Below are 20,357 nucleotides of genomic sequence, written 5' to 3'. Positions count from 1 at the left end.
GAAACGTAAGTACCATTGCAACCCAGTCGATTCCATAGTACTGAAAATATTCCATTTTTCCTCCAAGTACATAACGCTTTCTATACGGCAATTTGCCTCCTTTCTGGCAAGCTACCGCCCTCTTTCTGATCAAAAGCGCTATGAATCGTAGCACCTATATACATGAAAAAAATAGAAAAACAGTATGAATATGTGTGGTCGCGCGCGCAATTAGACGGCGCAATACACGCTAATTACAAAAGAGGTGATAGATTAAGGGTGCTGTATAAATAAACAGGTCATTTTTATCATGAAAAGTCAGTTTTTACTTAGTGTAAAAGAGCACATGCTTACTCGTCATTATGCGAATAAAACCATCGAAAGTTATCTATTTTGGATAAAACGCTTTATCACTTTCCACCAGCTTGCACACCCTTCGACACTAGCAGAAGATGATGTCGTTCAGTTCCTGAGTTACTTAGCGGTAAAAGAAAAAGTTGCGGTAAAAACGCAAGCTTTGGCACTGAACTCAATATCATTTTTATATCGTGATTATTTCAAAACTCCACTATCACTTGATATGAGATTTCAGAAATCTCTGACCGAAAAGAAACTTCCCGTTGTGTTAACTAGGGAGGAGATCCGACGATTCGTTCAACATATCGACCCGAGGTATAAACTCCATATTCAGTTGCTTTATGGCTCAGGACTTCGAGTCATGGAGTGTTTGCGCTTAAGAGTTCAGGACATCGATTATGATTATGGAGCTGTTCGTGTTTGGCAAGGAAAAGGAGGTAAAAATCGTACCGTAACGTTAGCAAAAGAGCTACATGAGCCGCTTAAAGCTCAGGTTAATTTAGCAAGAGATTACTATTTTAAAGATAGGCACATGCCTGGTTATGCGGGCGTATACATCTCTGAAGGTTTACGACGTAAATACCCAAAAGCGGAGCTAGATTTTAACTGGCACTTTTTATTCCCATCAACAAAGTTAAGTACAGATCGGGACACCGGAGAGCTCAGAAGGCATCATATCAATGAAAGTGCAATACAAAGAGCGGTAAAGCGCGCTGCAACGGATGCGTGTATCGAGAAAACAGTAACATGCCATACACTCAGGCACAGCTTTGCCACACATTTATTGGAGTCTGGTGCTGACATTAGAACAGTACAAGAGCAGCTTGGTCACACCGATGTAAAAACCACCCAGATTTATACTCACGTTATCGAGCGCGGGGCTGGCGGCGTGTTGAGTCCATTATCCAGCCTTTAGAAAAACAAAGCCACCTCGAAAAGGTGGCTTGCTGTATAACTCGCTATTGACGAACACCGAGTTTCACATTGCCTTTTGAATCAAACCAAAGCGCTTGTGAACGGCGACGTCCAATCAATATTGGACCATCATCATAAAAGAGAAAGTTCTTCCAATGCTTTTTAAAAATCGACCACTTAGTTTCGATGACATTGTACTTCTCGTAGCAAAAGTAAACGGTCACATCGTCTTGCCAATCGATATGTGCTTCTACTTCCGCTGGCATGTCCGGATCATCCAACTCCCACGCAGCCATCCAATCAACGACTTCAGACCAGTTCGCCTCATTCATTGGCCAATCTTGGGAGCTAAGTCGATCCATATCAGGGCTTTGAGCACTAATATTTTCTTTCCAAAATTGTGCTGAACGAGCTTGGCTCATCGGCTTAATAAAAGCCAAATCTTCTTTTGGCACAGGCATCGACTGATGCGTAAAAATCCATTTTCTTTGGTATTCATCCAAAGGCAAATAAGACATTCAGTCTCCTTTATTACGATTTCAGCCAACCTTTCTCTGTGGCTTCTTCTATCAACTCTTTCGCTTTGTCCCATAAGGTAACAGAGCCAAATTCAATTCGTTTATTAATGGTAAGTGCTTGTTCACGAGAGACGCCATGCTCCTTCCAACTCTGACCATTATTATGGTAGTTCAAGAGCATTGGAATTAACCGATCGAGTGCTTTTGCATACTTAGCATCATCGGTCTGCGCGGCTTCAAATTCATGCCAAAGCGCCAATAACTCTTGCTCCTGATCGCTGGGTAACATACCAAACAAGCGTTCTGCCGCTCTAATTTCTTTTTCTACTTGCTCTTGAGACGCGGCAGTATCATAAACAAAGGTATCCCCCGCGTCGATCTCTACTACGTCATGTATCAATAACATTTTCATCACTCGGCAAATATCTACTGGTGCATTCGCATGCTCTTCCATCAATATTGCCATCAGTGTGACATGCCAACTATGCTCACCACTATTTTCGAGACGCCCTTCAGCACTTTTAACTCGGGTTCGGCGCAAAATACTTTTGAGTTTATCGAGCTCGATTACAAGTGCTAATTGCTTTTCCAATCGCTCCATACTATCGCCCTTCTGGTTGCCAATTCGGATTAATAAGTGACGTTAGAACGTGGTCTTGCCATTCACCATTAATCAAAAGGTAATCTTTTGCATACCCTTCTCGGTTGAAACCTACATGCTCTAGCACAGATTCACTACGTTTATTGTGAGGCATGTAGCCAGCTTGAATACGATGCAGTTTCTGAACGTTAAACATGTAGTCGCAAGCCATGGTTAATCCACGACGCATATAACCATGCCCTTGCGCTTTTTCAGCGAGAGAGTATCCGACGTTACAAGAATAAAAAGGGAAACGACTCAAATTACTAAAGGATATCGTACCTAGCATTTCACCCGAAGAGGCTCTGACCAAGAGGCAATAATACCCCAACCCCATTCGATGCAGCTCATTGAGCTTGATAAGCTTTTGCAACCAACCGTTCACTGAGAAAAAAGCTTCTTCACGTTTCGGCTCAAACGGTTTCAGATATTCTCGGTTCGCTTGAAAATACTCGGCAATCATATCTGCGTCACCGATTTCAGCGGTACGCAGAAGCAAGTCACCGTCCAACTTATGAACGGCGATAGATGAGCTGTTATCTTCCATTACAAATGATTAATTCCGTCTTTCGTTCAATTCGATTAATTCTTGCGGATACCGTAATCACGCAGTTTATTAGCGATTGAGGTATGCGATACATTTAAGCGCTTAGCAAGCTTGCGGCTTGATGGGAATGACTGATACAAACGCTCCAGAACCTGAGATTCATAGTCACGCATGATCTCATCCAATGAACCGTCGATGTTAAGAGTCGCACTACCTGCGCCGACTGATTGAGGTTGAGGTAAATTGAAGTGCTCCGCGTTTAGTATACCACCATCCATTTCTGTGAGCGCTCGAAGAACCATGTTATCCAGCTGGCGCATGTTTCCTGGCCACTGATAATTTGCAAGGGCATCAACTAGACCATCATCAAACTCTGGCTTATCAATCCCAAGCTGTTGAGCATGTTTCGCCACAAATAACTCAAGCAATGGCGCAACGTCATTTGAGCGCTTACGTAACGGAGGAATGCTGAGCGTAAGTACGTTGAGACGATAATACAAATCTTCACGGAACATTCCTGCCTCAGAAAGTTCGGCAAGGTTATGTTTTGTTGAAGCGATGATACGAACATCGACATGCATCTCATCTTCTGCACCGACACGACGGAAATTACCATCCTGTAGAAAACGTAACAGCTTGATTTGAAGGTGCGAACTCATTTCACCGATTTCATCAAGAAATACAGTGCCGCCATTTGCTTGCTCAAAGATGCCTTTGTGGCCTTGTTCATGATTGAATGAACCCGGCGCATGACCAAAAAGTTCGGTTTCTGCTACATCGTCAGGCATCGAAGCACAACTCAAAACTAGGAATGGCTTGCTCGCGCGGCTAGAACGGCTGTGGCAAGCTTTAGCAAGCATTTCTTTACCGGTCCCCGTTTCGCCCTCAATCAACAATGGTTGGTCAAGCACAGACAGCTTCTTAGCTTGGTTCATTAGTGCTTTATGACGGTTCGATATACCAACAAAGTGCTCAAAACCCAGAGGATTATGCAACGGTAGTGCTTCTTCAATTCTGGCAACTTGCTGACTAGAGCGAATCGTCATTAGAGTACTCGCTAGAGTCGAGTTTTGCGCTTCATCTCGGATATAAACGGGCATCAACTCTAGAACATAGTCCAAGCCATCAATCACAAGGTTTTCCCGTGTTCGGCCATTCACACCTTCAGACCAACGAGAGAAACGAACACTTGGTAACAAAGCACCGATTTGAGTACCAATCACTTCTTGCTTGTGAAGGCCAAGCAATGAAAGTGCAGACATGTTTGCCATGTCTACGGCACCTTTAAGGTCGATGGCAAAGACCGGATCGGGCAAGTTATCAACTAGCGAGAGCAACTCCGTATTGTGGCGCTCCATCGGCATAAACTGGATTTTACGTACGTCTTTCACCCCCGGAATACGGCGGATTTCAGCCATCAGCTCACTAAACGTATCAAAATCAATATCTGGGCAATTCAAATAGATAATACCGCTAATATCAATTTCGATACCACGCAAGTCGATGCTTTTAGACGCTAAAATATCGAGCAGTTCTCGGGTCAAGCCGAGTCGATCTTCACATAAGACTTCAAGACGCACTGAAAATATCCCAATTCACGACTGTCAGGAAAAGTTGACAGTAGTTTCTATCATGCTTGGAATGGCGTCAAGCAATCCTATCCATCAAAGTTGATATTCGTTACGGTTTCATCGTAATTGATGCAACTTTCGCCGCCACAGCCTTGCGTATGGTGCCCAATTTAATCTGACGGTCAGGATACCATGGTAGTGGACGCAATAAGGTCATCGCTTTCAAGCCCAAACGTGCCGTTAGAATACCAACACCTAGCCCCTGCCCCGCACGAGCGGAGACTTTGCCCGCAAGGTCCATCGACATCAAGTCCATACTGGCATCAATAGCGAGCTCACTGGCACCAGCCGCCGCCATATTGACAAATACCGCTTTTAGTAGCTTGATGCGAGAGGCGTAACCTAGCTCTACCCCATATACCTTGGAGAGGTTGTCGATCATTTTGAAATTTCGCCACGCCACCAGCAACATATCAGCGGCAGCCAGAGGGCTCACGGCGACTAGGGCCGCACACTCGGTTGCGTGCTGTGATACGATTTTCGTTGCCAACTTGTCTTGTTGGCTCACCACCATCGAGTCATACATATCAAGAATTTCAGCGTCACTATGAGCAGGGTTAATGCTGTTCTGCCAACGATCAAAGCCCGGATTCTCTGCCATCACACCACTTTGTTCTGCTACGGTTTCGCAAAAGGCTTTCCCTTTCCCAACGCTCTCACTATTAACAAGTGCTTCTGCTTCTTCTTGAACACTAAAATGATTTCGTAGTTTTCGCAGTTTCCAAAGCTCTTTACCCATCGCTCCTAAACCAAGCGAAGCGATCGCAGCAATAAACCCCGTCCAGCTTAAGGCCAGCCAATCAGAAGCCTGAATTGCGGTTATAACCGAGTCCACCGCTTGCCAGCCAACCAAACCAGCAAAGGTGGCAAATGCGCCAGTCGCAAGCCATTTTCTGCCCGGTTTTGGACGAATGACATGCTCGAGTTGCAATTCCTGTTCAGTCTCCTGGCGCTCTTCTTTAACTTCAACAGGTACGAATGTTTCTTTTTCGCCGAATGTTTGCTGCGCCGTTAACTCCGGTTGATTCGATTGCTGCTCTTTTTCCATTGCCTTTTCAGAGAAAACTTGTTTTTGTTTCAACTCACTCATTTCAATTTATCTCCAATCAGGTAATCCAGTGCTTTGTCTAAGCGTATGTGCTTCACTGGCTCATCATTCGGTGAGGGCATTGGACGGAATGACGTAAAATCAAACCCGTTGTTTTGCCAATAAGCCGCATTTGGTAGCTTTTTCGGTACTTCTCCCGGAAACATCGTCATCGGCTCACCATCCAACGTCGTACCCTGTAACGCCGGAATCGTCTTATCTCCAGAAGAAATAAATCCCGTCGTGGTTGATTGGATAGAAGCGATACTCATGCAACTCATCTCGATATTCTCGTAGGCTGCGGTTTGCCACGCTGGATGCACCATTTGTTGTAGCAAAGACACTAAATTGGGATGCTGATCGGGCGTTATGTGATCCGCTTTTGTGGCAGCAAACAGCACTTTGTCGATTTTCGGTGAGAATAAACGGCGCAAAAAGCTACTGCGACCATAACGAAAGCTATGCATGATCTGCTCTAGCGCTTGGCGCATGTCGTAAAACGCTTCATCGCCGGCATTGAGAGGCTGCAAGCAATCCACAAGTACAATCTGGCGATCGAAGGTCGCAAAATGATGCTTATAAAACGCTTTCACTACTTTCTGTTGGTATTCCTGAAAACGCGCTTCGAGCATCGCCAAGTTGCTGCCCTTAAGCGCCTTGCTTTCCGAACCAGCACGACACGGAAAAAACTGCAGCACAGGCGCGCCTGCGAGCTCACTAGGTAATACAAATCTTCCTGGTTGTACCCAATGAAGACCTGCGTCTTTACAGGCATGAAGGTACTCGGTGTATGTATGCGCAACTTTCTCGAGTAGTTTCTCGTTCACTTCAGCAGAAAGATCCACCTTTTCTAATTCAGACAGCCAAGCTTTGGCTAAATCGCCACGCTGGCCTTTAAGTGCATCAAACTGAGTTTGCGACCACGTCGCAAAGTCCATGTCCAATAACGGCAGGTCGAGCAGCCACTCTCCTGGATAGTCGATAATATCAACATTTAAAATTGCGGTTTTACTCAACAGCTTTTTCGTGGTTTTATTTGGTTTGTACTTGAGCGCTAAGCGAATCTCACTCACATCCCGTGTTGGTACTGGCCATTGAGGTGGGGTCGCATGGATCTGGCTCATCGCTTCGTCGTAAGCGAAACGTGGCACCATCATATTCGCTTGAGGTTCACGCTTCGCTCCAATAAGACGCTTATCTCTGGCTGCAGTCAAAAGAGGCAAATTATCATGGGTAGCGGTATGGAGGAGCTGATTCACTAATGACGTGATGAATGCCGTCTTACCTGCACGAGAAAGTCCGGTGACGGCAATTCGAACATTGGAATCCATACCTCTGTTGATAAAGTCATTGACTTCTTTCTTTATTCTTTTCATTGCGCTTCTTTATCTTACTCCGCTCTAAAACAACGTTATCAGCCACTTCGGGTATTAATCTATGAATACTTACCTTTCAATACTGAACTCTATGAGTCTAACTTTATATACCTTAATAAAAGATGAACAAAACATTCGCTTAAAGCAGGATGAAAAAAGAAAAGCCTCTGAGTGGTTCAGAGGCTTACTTAATCAACACTAAAGCATTAGTGACCCTATTTATGCTGATTACTGTGTTGAACAGAAACCTGCTTTCTTTGAGTCTAGTCGTCTTCGATTAATTTATAGATAACAAATAGAGCGATTTCTAAAATCAGCCACAATACACACGTGATGGTCACGTACTTCTCATCAAAGATGCTGATGCCGTGAAGGATCAAGTCGTAGCCAACAAAGCCACCTACCACTACAGCAAGGATAATTTGTAGAATCTGAATAAAACGAGGCATGCCGTCTCCTAATTATTGTTCGCATAACGTTTGATTGCTATGCCCTGAGGTTTATATCTACATTATATAGACAAAAAGTGCAGTTTTCGCTGCACTTTTGTCAAATGTTTGCTAGGTAAATCAGCACCTTGTCACATTCTCTCTACTGAGACAATGTAAGATTACCGTTTGCCTTACGCTTCCATCTCTTGGATTTTCACTTTCCAAGTGTCAGGACCGATTTGGTGCGCGTTAACGCCATTTGAGTCGACAGCCACTGTTACTGGCATATCTTCAACTTCAAATTCGTAAATCGCTTCCATACCTAAATCTTCAAATGCGACAACGCGAGCTTTCTTGATCGCTTTCGCCACCAAGTACGCCGCGCCACCAACAGCCATTAGATAAACCGCTTTGTGATTCTTGATAGATTCAACCGTTGCAGGACCACGCTCAGCTTTACCGATCATGCCCATGATGCCTGTTTTTTCGAGCATCATATCGGTGAATTTATCCATACGCGTTGATGTTGTTGGGCCAGCAGGACCAACGACTTCATCACCAACTGCATCGACAGGGCCTACGTAGTAAATGAACTTACCGTTTAGATCTACGCCTTCTGGTAGACCTTCGCCATTATCTAGCATGCCTTGAATACGTTTATGGGCAGCATCACGGCCAGTCAGAATTTTACCTGATAGAAGAACGGTTTCGCCTGTCTTCCACTCTTGTACTTCTTCTTTAGTAATCGTGTCTAAGTTTACGCGACGCGTGTTTTCTCCCGCTTCCCAAGTAATGTCTGGCCAATCTTCTAGTTTAGGTGGCGTGAGCTCTGCTGGGCCGCTGCCATCAAGCGTGAAGTGTACGTGACGAGTCGCCGCACAGTTCGGAATCAAACAAACAGGCTTAGAAGCCGCGTGCGTTGGCGCCGTTTTGATCTTAACGTCGACAACAGTTGTCAAACCACCAAGGCCTTGCGCGCCGATACCAAGTTTGTTCACGCGATTGAAGATATCAAGACGAAGCTCTTCTTCTGCGTTTTGCGGGCCACGGTCAATAAGCTCTTGAATATCGATGTGTTCCATTAGAGATTCTTTTGCCAATACCGCTGCTTTCTCAGCCGTACCGCCAATACCAATGCCAAGCATACCTGGTGGACACCAGCCCGCGCCCATTGTTGGTAGCGTTTTCTCTACCCACTCAGCAATATCGTCAGATGGGTTTAGCATCACCATCTTAGTTTTGTTTTCACTACCGCCGCCCTTCGCTGCGATCTGAATTTCAACTTTATCGCCCGGTACCATGTTGATGTGTACGACAGCAGGCGTGTTGTCTTTGGTATTAATACGTTTACCGGCAGGATCCATAAGTACTGACGCACGCAACGGGTTGTCTGGGTTCGTATACGCTTGTCGAACACCTTCATCTACCATCTGCTGAACCGTCATGTCGGTTGAGTCCCATTGCACGCCCATACCGATGTTGACGAAACACGTCACGATACCAGTATCCTGACAAATTGGTCGGTGACCTTCTGCGGACATTCGGGAGTTAATTAGGATCTGAGCAATCGCGTCTTTAGCGGCTTGGCTCTCTTCGCGGTGATAGGCTTTTTCAAGAGCTTGAACAAAGTCTAGCGGGTGGTAGTAAGAAATATACTGTAGCGCATCAGCGACACTGCTGATCACATCCTGCTTGCGTATTACCGTCATTACATGCCTCGTTATAGTTATGCTTCCATTATTGGCTTGGCTTCAATCGTGTTTGTTGAGCTTATTGCTCTTTTGAGCTTCGTTTTTTATAAACAATTGTCGAACGGCTGATATCGACACACGAAACGCTGAAGTCGCCTACTTGTAAACCATCTCAAAACCCTATGAATAGAGGGAGTTTGGCTATACAGAGGAATATGATACTCTTGCTGCCCATGACATGCCATGCAGTGAACGATCTCTTTGTCACAAATTACACAAATGAACAACATGGACAATCAATTCATTGATTTTAAAGCGCTGGAATATGCACCAGAGTTTGCTCTTCACCTCTTTTCTCGCATTCAACACCAGCCTTGGGCGATGTTGCTGCGTTCTGCATCAGAAACGCATATCGATAGCCGCTTCGATGTGTTGGTTGCCAACCCAATTGCAACGTTAGAAACCACTGCCGAAATTACACAAGTTGAAACGCCATCGAATGCCTATTCAACTCAAGATGACCCATTCGCGCTGCTTCATCAGTTGCAAGAACAGTGGCTTCCTCACGTTGAGTTAAATAAAGAATTGGATTTGCCTTTTGTCGGCGGAGCGCTCGGTTACTTCAGTTACGATTTAGGTCGACGCGTAGAAACGATGCCAGAACTGGCCGAAAAAGATCTCAACACGCCCGATATGGCGGTAGGTCTGTATGAATGGGCCGTCGTTGTTGACCACCAGCTAAAAAAAGCATGCCTAGTTGGTCAGAATATCGAGCAAGCTTGGCAGTGGTTAAACGAGCAAAAAACAGAACAAACCGTTGCCTTCGCTTTGTCTGGTGCTTGGCAGTCAAACATGACGAAAGAGAGCTACGCTACTCGCTTTGACAAGGTGCAAGAATACTTGTTGAGCGGTGACTGCTATCAGATCAATTTGGCGCAACGCTTTAACGCACCGTATCAAGGCTGTGAGTGGCAAGCGTATCTAAAATTAGAGTCCGCCAACCAAGCGCCATTTTCCGCTTTTATCCGTATGCCAGAGTCTTCGATTTTGAGTATCTCTCCAGAGCGCTTTTTAGAACTCAAAGATCGCGTCATTGAAACGAAACCAATCAAAGGTACTCGCCCACGCAGCGAAGATCCAAAGCAAGATAACGCTAATGCCCATGACTTGCAGACAGCGGAAAAAGATCAAGCAGAGAACCTGATGATTGTCGATTTGCTGCGTAATGACATTGGTCGAGTTGCATCACCAGGTAGCGTTCACGTGCCAAAGCTGTTTGAGATTGAAAGCTTCCCTGCAGTGCATCATTTGGTGAGCACCATTCGTGCGAATTTGGATGAACAATACTCTCCTGCAGATTTGCTGCGAGCGTGCTTCCCGGGCGGTTCAATTACGGGCGCACCTAAAGTTCGCGCAATGCAGATCATTGAAGAGTTAGAGCCGCATCGACGCAGCGCGTATTGCGGCAGTATTGGCTACATTTCTCGCCATGGTCGTATGGATACCAGCATCACCATCCGCACTCTCGTAGCGGAAAATCACAAACTGTACGCTTGGGCAGGCGGCGGCGTCGTTGCAGATAGCGATTGCGCCTCGGAATATCAAGAAACGTTGGATAAGCTCTCAAAGATTTTACCAGCGCTGCAATAGTAGGTTTCGACAGATGACAACGTCGCTTGAATCCTGCTAACGAAAACAAGCAAAAACGCCTCCAGTACGGATAATGCCGCTCGTTTAACAGCGAGTGGCATATTTCTATATCTCGTCATCCTGCACAGCGACGAAGAAGAAGCGTGATACAGGTTCTTCTATTCAAGCACTTTATGGTCAAATTTGTTTCATTATCCGCTCAGCGTGCTGCTAATAGATTCTTAGTCTCGTCAAGGCTCGCTAGAATGACCTAAAAAACATCGTTAAATGATCGGCATTATCTCCAGTATGGAGCGTTTTTTGTGTGTTTTATTTACAGGTACTTTGGCTTTTAGCCGCTGGCTAACAAGAATCCGTTTTTTAAGAGGCAGCGTCTACTGCTCAAGCCACTTACACATGATCTGTTCAATATCGGTTGCGGTATACGGTTTAGTGAGGATGTCGTCCATGCCTGAATCAATGCACTTTTGACGCTCTTCGATAGTAGTGCCAGCGGTTAATGCGATAATAGGATGAGTAAAGCCACGCTCTCTCAGATACATCGTCGCCTCATAACCATCCATTTCTGGCATTCGGCAGTCCATAAATATCAGTTCGTACTCTTTGTTTTTCACCGCTTCTAAAGCTTCTTTCCCATTGGCTTTTAAATCAGGCGTAATGTCGAGTTTTTTCAGCATTTGAGTAACTATCACTTGGTTCATTCTGATGTCATCAACCACCAATATTGAGCGTCCTGCCAAATCACTTCGCTCTATGGTAGCTAATTCCCCCTCTGCTGCGCCTGGGGCTTGCCCCTCCTTTAGAGGAATAGAGACTTTGAAGGTGGTACCTTTGCGTTCTTCACTTTCAAAGCTAATCTCGCCCTGCATCAAATCCACTAGATTTTTACAAATCGCAAGGCCCAAACCTGAGCCTTCAAAACTGCGCTTCGCCGAGCGATCTACTTGCACAAATGGGTCAAATAATGAGGGCTGTGCTTCTATCGGGATGCCAATACCCGTGTCTTCAACCTCAAAATGCGCAATACCGTTTATCCACTCCACTCGCAGCACCACCCCACCCAAATGAGTAAACTTAATAGCATTTCCCACCAAGTTGACCAAGATCTGTGTAATTCGCTCTAAGTCACCAACTAAAAACTCGGGAATACCGAGCTTTTTATCGATGGAGAAATGAATTCGCTTTTCTGCTGCTTTAGCTGAAAATACGCCCATGATGGCTTTTTCAAGCTCTTCCCAAGCAAAGACCTTATCGATGATTTCCATCATACCGGCATTCATCTTGCTGAAGTCGAGAAGATCGTTAATGATGACCCTCAACAAGTCTCCCGATTGAGTCAGGTTGTTTAGGTAATGGCGTTGCTCTTCACCTAACTGTGTTCGACTTAGTAGTTCAGCACTACCTAATACGCCATTAAGAGGTGTACGCAACTCGTGGTTAATCATGGCGACAAACTCTTTCGTCGCTTTTTCCGATTCCTCTGCCCGCTTTCGCAGCTCCACTTCTCGCTCTAAACTCAAATGACGGCCAATGACCCCATGAACCAAATCCGATACCAGCTCCATCTGTTTGGAAATAAAAGACTGATCGATTTGATCCAACTGAACAGAGAAGATCAACTCCCCTACTGTTTGCTTGTCAATGATGATAGGCAAATGAAAGTTCTCCCCTTGCCAATTGGGGACAGTCTTAATCGTATTCTCATGGCGAAGCTGTAAATGACCAAAATGATGTCGGCGCAAAGAAGAAAGTTTTGTGGAATCAAGATGTAAGTAAGCCGCAGAAATGACTGAGTTCGAAGTGAGCTGCTCAATAAAACTAGCAATCATAGCTTCATCAAACGTGCTCGACAAAAAAGTTCGACCAAACTTAATCAGCGTCGCGTCAACTTTCTCTTCAAACTCAAACTTGCGTAAATCCTTTTTTGATTTCAACTCAAGCTTTTTCAAAGCAACACTTAGCTGTTGAGTAGATTCATAAAGTTCGAAGCTCTTCTGCTCCAATAACCGCTCAGCTGCTTTTCTTGATTCGATTTCTCGTTTGAGTTTCCTTTCTAGCGAGGAACTTCCTGTCATATCGTTCTTATTGTGCCTCTAACCAAAAGCGGACCTGGCTACCATCTTCTGACTGGTTTTGGTGTTTGATATGAATAACTTCACCAAAGTGCGCTGCGCAGCCTTTTATTAGACCTAAACATACGTGAGACATGCACCGCGCACTCCGATAATCAAACACCATGTTTGATTGAGTCTCGCTGATAAAATCAAACTGAGGAGGATTAGCATCTGGGTAGAGCTTTTTGACCTCGACATGAATAAAATCTTCAACATGTCGAACAAATTGAAATGTCGTTTCACACTGCTGCAAACTGGCGTGACTAGGAATCGAGCGAAGTAAATTCAAAAAAACGCACTCTCCAAATACTTCTTGCAGTTGTTCAGGCGGAATACCAGATACTTTACTGAGATTCACAATCAATTTAACCAAGTCTTTATGATCGTAACTGCCAACTGCCGTATAAATCCCTTCGTCATTAGAAAGATCGAGCACTTGGTCTAACACATCGAGACCAAACTTCTCTTCCACTAACTCCATGAACTCGGTGAAAATAATCCCTTTCATTAGTCAATACTTGCCCCATAGTGACGTCTTAAAATAAAGAATGGTTTATAACCTTATAAGTTTCAAATTATTATACCCAAGCAGAGTGAGACACATGACACAAAGCAGGGAAAGAACCAATGGACATGCTTTGGTATTGCCGTACTACTACTTTAATACCGTACCAACGGCGATAGCACCGCGCCTCTTGCGGCCATTGAGTATAATAAATAGTGGTTAGGCACAATAAATAAGGATTTGGTTTGGTTATCGACAAAACACAATTACTGCAAAACTTTCAATTTCGGCTTCCAACGGGTTACCACAAAGAGTCCCTCGCGCGACTGAAATGGATGAAAGGAAAATCACTGCGAGACGCAGCGGTCTTAATTGGTTTTGTAGAACGCCCGGAGGGGCTGCAGGTCATTTTGACAAAGCGAGCAGCGCACTTGCGTCATCATCCGGGACAAATCAGTTTCCCCGGCGGTAAGTTTGAGCAGGAAGATCATCATCTAATCAATACGGCATTAAGAGAAACCAAAGAAGAGATCGGCATAGAAGATGAACATATTCATGTATTTGGCCAGCTTCCAACATTGCCAACGATTAGTCAGTTTAATGTGACACCGTTTTTGGCCTTTATTTCTCCTGAGTATAAAACGCATATTGACCCAAATGAGGTGGAGTCTGTTTTTGAAGTTCCTGCTAACCACATTCTGAATCCGAAAAAGTTGTACAGCACCAAGTTTGACCTAAAAAACAGCAGTCATCGTGTATTTGCTATCCCATATAGACAGCATTTCATCTGGGGCATGACCGCACAAATCATCGAATCAATGCAAAAACATATCATTTCACATTAAAAACTTCTGATATCGGTATTTTTATGGATGCGATCATCATGCGCATCAATATTAATAAAACGTTGCTTCATAAACATTCATTCACATTAGATTAATTTGCCGTTTTCACCGCAAACGCTTGCGGTGAAATAAATTTATACAAACAGCCCTATCGATAAGTTTTTCTAATTTTACTCATTAGCAGAAATCACGAGTAGCACATCATTTTCGTGATAAAAAGCAGGTTTTTGACATATCATTCAATAAGCGTAAGCAATAAATGATTTAGATCTAATTTTCCTAGTGTAAAATCTTGCAAAATTACTCCCGACTTATTTCCTGTTCCCAAAATGAGTAACTAAAAAATGAATACAACTACTTCTGCGGTTTCTACCGCACAATCGTCTAGTAAGTTTTCTTACAAAGACTTTACCTGGTGTCTGTCCCTTTTTGGTACGGCAGTAGGTGCCGGTGTACTATTCCTTCCTATTAAAGCAGGTGCAGGTGGCTTTTGGCCATTAGTAATCCTAGCCCTAATCGCGGCACCAATGACTTGGTTCGCACACAAATCTTTAGCTCGCTTCGTTCTTTCTGCGAAAAACCCAGAAGCGGACATCACTGACACAGTAGAAGAGCACTTTGGTAAGACTGGCGCAAACCTTATTACGTTCGCTTACTTCTTCGCTATCTACCCAATCGTACTTATCTACGGTGTTGGTATCACAAACACGGTTGACTCTTTCCTAGTTAACCAAATGGGTATGGAATCTATTCCTCGCTGGCTACTTTCCGGTGCACTTATCGCTGCAATGACAGCGGGCGTAGTGTTCGGTAAAGAGCTTATGCTGAAAGCAACTTCAGCGATGGTTTATCCTCTAGTGTTCATCCTACTAGCGCTGTCTGTGTACCTAATTCCTGGTTGGAACACTTCAATGATGGAAGTATCACCTGACTGGGGTGCAATGCCAGCTATCGTATGGCTAGCAATCCCTGTTATCGTGTTCTCTTTCAACCACAGCCCAATCATTTCTCAGTTCTCTAAAGAACAACGTCGTGTATACGGTGATGACGCAGTTAAGAAAACTGACGCTATCACTGGTGGTGCAGCGATGATGCTAATGGGCTTTGTAATGTTCTTCGTATTCTCTGTTGTGCTTTCTCTGTCTCCAGAGCAACTAGCAACAGCACAAGAGCAAAACATCTCTGTTCTTTCTTACCTAGCAAACGTTCATGAGTCTCCACTGATCTCTTACTTAGGTCCACTGGTTGCTTTCGCGGCTATCACTTCTAGCTACTTCGGCCACTTCCTAGGTGCGCATGAAGGTCTAGTTGGTCTAGTGAAATCTCGTTCAAAATCGCCAGTAAGCAAGATCGAGAAGATGTCTCTTATCTTCATCGTAATCACAACTTGGATCGTTGCTATCGTTAACCCAAGCATCCTAGGTATGATTGAAACAATGGGCGCACCGATGATTGCGGCAATCCTATTCTTGATGCCTATCTTCGCAATGCAAAAAGTTCCAGCGATGGCTAAGTACAAAACTTCAGCACCTGTGCAAATTTTCACAGCAATCTGTGGTCTTGCTGCCATTAGTTCTGTAATCTACGGCGCTCTTTAATCATCCCTGCCCTAGCACGGTATGATTAATCCAAAAATATAACGATAAAATTAAGCCTCCCAACTCCCCTTGGGAGGCTTTCTTCTGAGGTAATCGATATGATTAGTGTTTTTGATATCTATAAAATCGGTGTTGGACCTTCAAGCTCACACACTGTAGGCCCAATGAAAGCGGGTAAAGAGTTTATTGATGATCTTCGTGCGATGGGAAAGCTGCGCGACATCACTAAAATCACCGTTGACGTTTATGGATCACTATCACTGACAGGGAAAGGTCACCACACAGATATTGCTATCATCATGGGTCTTGCAGGCAACACTCCTGAGAAAGTTGATATCGATTCTATCCCGGGCTTTATCGCTCGCGTAGAAGAAACTGAACGCCTTCCTGTTGGCATGCACTGTCACACAGTATCGTTCCCACGTGAAGGTGGAATGAACTTCCACAAAACAAACCTTGAGTTACACGAAAACGGCATGCAAATCCACGCTTGGATTGATGACGAAAAAGCGTACTCAAAAACTTACTACTCCATCGGCGGTGGTTTCATCGTTGATGAAGAAAACTTCGGTAAAGAAGTTGAGAATCCAGTAAAAGTTCCTTACCCGTTTACAACGGCAGAAGAGCTTGTAAAGCAATGTCATGAAAGCGGCCTGTCTATCAGTGCGCTAACCATGAAAAATGAACATGCACTTCATTCTGACGAAGAAACTCGTACTTACTTCGCAAACATCTGGCGCACAATGCGCGAATGTATGGATCGCGGTATGAACGAAGAAGGCATTCTACCTGGTCCACTACGCGTACCTCGTCGTGCGGCAGCACTTCGTCAGCAACTGCTTACTTCTGAAAAAACAACGAACGATCCAATGTCTGTTGTTGACTGGGTAAACATGTTTGCTTTTGCAGTAAACGAAGAGAACGCAGCAGGTGGTCGTGTTGTAACTGCGCCGACTAACGGTGCATGTGGCATCATCCCTGCGGTACTGGCTTACTATGACAAGTTTATTCAAACCGTAACTGAGAAAGACTACATCCGTTACTTCGCAGCTTCTGGTGCAATTGGCGGCCTTTACAAGCGTAACGCGTCTATCTCTGGTGCAGAAGTTGGCTGTCAGGGCGAAGTTGGCGTGGCATGTTCTATGGCAGCAGCGGGCCTTGCTGAGCTTATGGGTGGTAGCCCAGAGCAAGTATGTATGGCGGCTGAAATTGCGATGGAGCACAACCTAGGTCTAACTTGCGACCCGGTTGCAGGTCAGGTTCAGGTTCCATGTATCGAGCGTAATGGTATTGCAGCTGTAAAAGCAATCAACTCAACTCGTATGGCACTGCGTCGTTCTTCTGCTCCTACTGTTTCTCTAGATAAAGTTATCGAAACAATGCTAGAGACAGGTAAAGACATGAACGCGAAATACCGTGAGACTTCTCAAGGCGGCCTAGCAGTAAAAGTTATCTGTTAATAAGCCTTGCTGAATATCGACGAAACCCGAGCCACTGCTCGGGTTTTTTATACTTCATTAACCATGAATAATGAGTTGTCACACCCAGCATAAAAAAACCTAAAACCTTGAATATATCCAAAATATTATGGATATCCCCGTAAAAAATCACATCCCTCTCCTAGCTTTATTGATAACGTAGCCAAAAATTAAACTTGGAGCACACCAACACATGATTAGGTTTGAAATTGGAAACCAAATCTGCGTTTGCTTGTCCGAAAACGAAATATCTTTAGAGCTCAATCAATCACTCCACCACTCCATTCCTGTCAACCCAAATGAGTACGCCATTCTGTCAACCATCGCCAAATACGGCAGCTTAAATACGCCAATTAGCCAGCGATTGATAGAAAGCAAAATCACTCAACAATACAAAATGACACTGCCTGAAAATGGCTTTAAAAACGCGGTGGCCGCTCTAAGAAAGAAATTTCGCAAGCTCACGGAAGAACACGTAACCACAAAAAAAAATATTATCGAAAATATTCACCGGACCGGATACTTCATCCCTTTTACTATGCAAAACAACCATCAGAATGGCATCGACCATCAACACAAGATCAATCAATACACAACAAACAGCCTTGGCAAAGCCCTTCGTATTTGTCTGCGTAATAAAAAGATCTATTCAGATACGCTGTGGGTCGTGTTGATCACAGCGATCATTTTCTTTGCCATCTGTTACTACGCGATAAACAGCATTGTGAAACATAATTATCTGGATAACGCCTTCGAAATTGCAGAGAACCTTTCCCAAAAGAGCTGCTTTGCTGATGAAAGAGAATTGAAGTCGCTCTTTGATAATGTAAAGCTGGTCGAATCGAGCATGATGCTGGACCGTTTCAATATCCGGTGTTTAGTCACCCCCGAAACCGTTGTCCCTGTCAGCAAAAAAGCATTTGAAGAGTGGAGTAATAATAGCAATTATACGACCCAATCATTTGACTTGAATAACGCGACCGTTTTGGTTCGTGTCAAAAACATTAACTTATCCGACAACGTTGAAAATCATATTTCGCGTTTTTTTCTTTCCGGCATGAAGCTATCAACCAATACAGGGACCTCTTTAGAAATTGGTAACACCAATGAACGCTTTTTCAACTATCACGTTAAGAACAGCGGCTATAAAGAGGTGTATTACATCTCTGGACCGTTTCAAAGCATCATTTTATTAAGCTTGCTGTTTCTCATAATACTGCGTCATCGCTCTCTACAAGCCTTTATGGCTTATTTGTGTGCAATTCGACAATTTAAAATCAAACTGGAGCCGATTTATGACACTTCAGCGCAAAAGATTGTACATTACGAAGCGCTCTCGCGGTTTAAGGTAAAAAATACGCAACGGTTTATTGAGACACTGATCCGCAATGGGCTGCTCCTAACTCATACCTTACTGGTGATAGAGTCCATCTATACTAAGCACAAAGCCTTGCCTATTCCTATCAGCATTAATGTTTGTCCTTCTTTGCTGCGAGGACGCAACTTTTCAATCCTACACAGAGAACTATCTAACCGAGATTGTCGTTTGCTGACGATTGAAATCACGGAAAATGCATCGATGTACTATACCTCCGAGATTTATGGCAATGTCGCGAAACTAAAAGCACTGGATTGTAAAATCAGTATCGATGACTTTGGCACTGGCAACAACAACGTGTCGCTCATCAGTAAAATCAATCCAGATTATTTGAAAATAGATCGGGAATTTGTGATTGGTTTAAAGTCGGACGATAAGAAAGTGGAAACGTTGCGTCAGTTAATCGCCATGGGAAATACGTATCGGTGTACCGTCATTGTTGAAGGCGTAGAAACGGCAGACAGTGCTCACTTACTCACAACATTAGGCGCCTATATTCACCAAGGTTATTATTATCCTATGCATTTCTAGCTTTTCTTAACCTCGTGAGTTACTTAAACTAGAGGGAATACTCTATTAAAGTTCGTGGCGGCATGAGGATATGCCGCCAATTTGTGGTTGAACGATGATTGCTATTAAACCCACCAAACTGAAAGATTTTTCGAGTTTGATGCAATTGGATGTGCAGGAAGAGCAGAAAGGATTTTCTACGCCGTTTGAAGTGGCTTATCAAAAACGCAATAAGTCTGAAGCGTTCTTTACGATTTATTCTGACGATCTATTAGTTGGCTATCTTGTTATCGATAAAGGCTTCTCCCAACATGCGCCCTTTGCCAAAAGGCACGAACTGGGGCTCAAGTACTTGATGGTTGATCGACGCTTCCAACGCCAAGGGGTTGGGAGTGAAGCGTTACGTAAACTGTTCGTTTATGCGTATACCATTGACCCTGAAAGCACCTCTCTTTGCGTCACTGTGCCACAGAGTCAGCAATACGCTATCAGTTTTCTTGATGCGTGTGGATTCATCAATACAGAGAAAACAACGTTTGGTGAGAACGAAAAAGAGTGGATTTTACGTCATCCACTGAGCTAGCAAGAAAAGTATAAAAAATAAGGAATATCCAGATACAACAAAGGCAAGCTCATGGCTTGCCTTTGTCTTCAATGCTCAATAAAAAGTGACTTATTCACCTTTGTAAATACAACCGGCTGTGCACGTTTCTTTGATTTCTACTTTGCTTAGCAACGGTAAACTTGGCTTAAGCTGTTGCCAAATCCATTTTGCTAGCACTTCGCTCGTCGGATTCTCCAACCCTTCAATGTCGTTCAGGTAATAATGGTCTAAACGATTGTAAATTGGTTTGAATGCCGCTTTGATTTCAGCGAAATCCACTACCCAACCAGTATGCGGGTCTACCTCACCTTCTACATAAAGACGAACTAAGAAAGAGTGTCCATGCAAACGACCACACTTATGGCCTTCAGGTACATGTGGCAAGTGATGTGCCGCTTCGAACATAAACTCTTTGTATATTTCTGTTTTCATCTTGATTCTCAGGCTTTAAAAAGACACGCAATACTAAGGAATTCACTGCCAACAGACAAGTGCTACTCAAT

At 44.1% G+C, this 20,357-nt stretch carries 18 protein-coding genes; 7 read left to right on the top strand and 11 right to left on the bottom strand.

Annotated elements, in window-relative coordinates:
• The first annotated feature begins 289 nt into the window (after window positions 1-289).
• Complete coding sequence (locus ACWYVB_RS20315) at window positions 290-1,252, top strand: integron integrase (protein WP_012841657.1); 963 nt, start codon at window positions 290-292, stop codon at window positions 1,250-1,252.
• A 43-nt stretch (window positions 1,253-1,295) separates the two neighbouring features.
• Here the strand turns inward: ACWYVB_RS20315 and ACWYVB_RS20310 are convergent, their stop codons facing one another.
• The 8 genes from ACWYVB_RS20310 to ACWYVB_RS20275 form a co-directional block, all read right to left on the bottom strand.
• On the bottom strand, window positions 1,296-1,769 hold the full coding sequence (locus ACWYVB_RS20310; RefSeq protein ID WP_046876177.1) for a DUF2947 domain-containing protein: 474 nt from the start codon (window positions 1,767-1,769) through the stop codon (window positions 1,296-1,298).
• 13 nt (window positions 1,770-1,782) lie between these two features.
• Complete coding sequence (locus ACWYVB_RS20305) at window positions 1,783-2,370, bottom strand: HD domain-containing protein (protein WP_005396932.1); 588 nt, start codon at window positions 2,368-2,370, stop codon at window positions 1,783-1,785.
• A gap of 1 nt (window position 2,371) precedes the next feature.
• The gene (gene rimJ / locus ACWYVB_RS20300; protein ID WP_046876178.1) at window positions 2,372-2,956 is read right to left on the bottom strand and encodes a ribosomal protein S5-alanine N-acetyltransferase; all 585 of its coding nucleotides are present in this window, start codon (window positions 2,954-2,956) and stop codon (window positions 2,372-2,374) included.
• 35 nt (window positions 2,957-2,991) lie between these two features.
• Window positions 2,992-4,536: a transcriptional regulator TyrR gene (gene tyrR, locus ACWYVB_RS20295; protein WP_005396927.1), complete on the bottom strand. Its 1,545-nt coding sequence runs from the start codon at window positions 4,534-4,536 to the stop codon at window positions 2,992-2,994.
• Window positions 4,537-4,636: 100 nt separating this feature from the next.
• Complete coding sequence (locus ACWYVB_RS20290) at window positions 4,637-5,677, bottom strand: YcjF family protein (RefSeq protein ID WP_457529934.1); 1,041 nt, start codon at window positions 5,675-5,677, stop codon at window positions 4,637-4,639.
• On the bottom strand, window positions 5,674-7,050 hold the full coding sequence (locus tag ACWYVB_RS20285; protein ID WP_457529932.1) for a YcjX family protein: 1,377 nt from the start codon (window positions 7,048-7,050) through the stop codon (window positions 5,674-5,676). Before ACWYVB_RS20285 ends, ACWYVB_RS20290 begins: the two co-directional genes overlap by 4 nt.
• Before the next feature lie 263 nt (window positions 7,051-7,313).
• A complete protein-coding gene (locus tag ACWYVB_RS20280) occupies window positions 7,314-7,499 on the bottom strand; it encodes a hypothetical protein (protein WP_012841654.1) in 186 nt (61 codons plus the stop codon).
• 173 nt (window positions 7,500-7,672) lie between these two features.
• On the bottom strand, window positions 7,673-9,190 hold the full coding sequence (locus ACWYVB_RS20275; RefSeq protein WP_005376905.1) for a fumarate hydratase: 1,518 nt from the start codon (window positions 9,188-9,190) through the stop codon (window positions 7,673-7,675).
• Window positions 9,191-9,460: 270 nt separating this feature from the next.
• Between ACWYVB_RS20275 and pabB the strand changes: the two genes are divergently transcribed.
• Entirely contained in the window at window positions 9,461-10,822 is a 1,362-nt protein-coding gene (gene pabB / locus ACWYVB_RS20270) for an aminodeoxychorismate synthase component I (RefSeq protein ID WP_457529929.1), read from the top strand.
• A gap of 374 nt (window positions 10,823-11,196) precedes the next feature.
• On the opposite strand, the gene ACWYVB_RS20265 is transcribed toward pabB, so the two are convergent.
• A complete protein-coding gene (locus ACWYVB_RS20265; protein ID WP_457529927.1) occupies window positions 11,197-12,897 on the bottom strand; it encodes an ATP-binding protein in 1,701 nt (566 codons plus the stop codon).
• Between the two features lie 7 nt (window positions 12,898-12,904).
• The gene (locus tag ACWYVB_RS20260; RefSeq protein ID WP_012841652.1) at window positions 12,905-13,444 is read right to left on the bottom strand and encodes a heme NO-binding domain-containing protein; all 540 of its coding nucleotides are present in this window, start codon (window positions 13,442-13,444) and stop codon (window positions 12,905-12,907) included.
• 242 nt (window positions 13,445-13,686) lie between these two features.
• Between ACWYVB_RS20260 and ACWYVB_RS20255 the strand changes: the two genes are divergently transcribed.
• The 5 genes from ACWYVB_RS20255 (at window position 13,687) to ACWYVB_RS20235 (ending at window position 19,833) form a co-directional block, all read left to right on the top strand.
• The gene (locus ACWYVB_RS20255; protein ID WP_005396902.1) at window positions 13,687-14,286 is read left to right on the top strand and encodes a CoA pyrophosphatase; all 600 of its coding nucleotides are present in this window, start codon (window positions 13,687-13,689) and stop codon (window positions 14,284-14,286) included.
• 344 nt (window positions 14,287-14,630) lie between these two features.
• Complete coding sequence (locus ACWYVB_RS20250) at window positions 14,631-15,884, top strand: aromatic amino acid transport family protein (RefSeq protein WP_005396901.1); 1,254 nt, start codon at window positions 14,631-14,633, stop codon at window positions 15,882-15,884.
• Between the two features lie 98 nt (window positions 15,885-15,982).
• Entirely contained in the window at window positions 15,983-17,344 is a 1,362-nt protein-coding gene (locus ACWYVB_RS20245) for an L-serine ammonia-lyase (RefSeq protein ID WP_005396900.1), read from the top strand.
• Between the two features lie 211 nt (window positions 17,345-17,555).
• Window positions 17,556-19,271: a cyclic di-GMP phosphodiesterase TpdA gene (gene tpdA / locus ACWYVB_RS20240; RefSeq protein ID WP_457529924.1), complete on the top strand. Its 1,716-nt coding sequence runs from the start codon at window positions 17,556-17,558 to the stop codon at window positions 19,269-19,271.
• A 94-nt stretch (window positions 19,272-19,365) separates the two neighbouring features.
• The gene (locus tag ACWYVB_RS20235; protein WP_046876185.1) at window positions 19,366-19,833 is read left to right on the top strand and encodes a GNAT family N-acetyltransferase; all 468 of its coding nucleotides are present in this window, start codon (window positions 19,366-19,368) and stop codon (window positions 19,831-19,833) included.
• Window positions 19,834-19,923: 90 nt separating this feature from the next.
• On the opposite strand, the gene queD is transcribed toward ACWYVB_RS20235, so the two are convergent.
• Window positions 19,924-20,286 carry a 6-carboxytetrahydropterin synthase QueD gene (gene queD / locus ACWYVB_RS20230; protein ID WP_457529921.1) on the bottom strand — a complete coding sequence of 121 codons (363 nt, stop codon included), beginning with the start codon at window positions 20,284-20,286 and terminating at the stop codon, window positions 19,924-19,926.
• Between the last annotated feature and the right edge of the window lie 71 nt (window positions 20,287-20,357).

The organism is Vibrio sp. JZG10 (assembly GCF_054064075.1).
The sequence above is the reverse complement of the archived record's forward strand: the minus strand, read 5'-3'. Positions and strand labels throughout refer to the sequence as shown.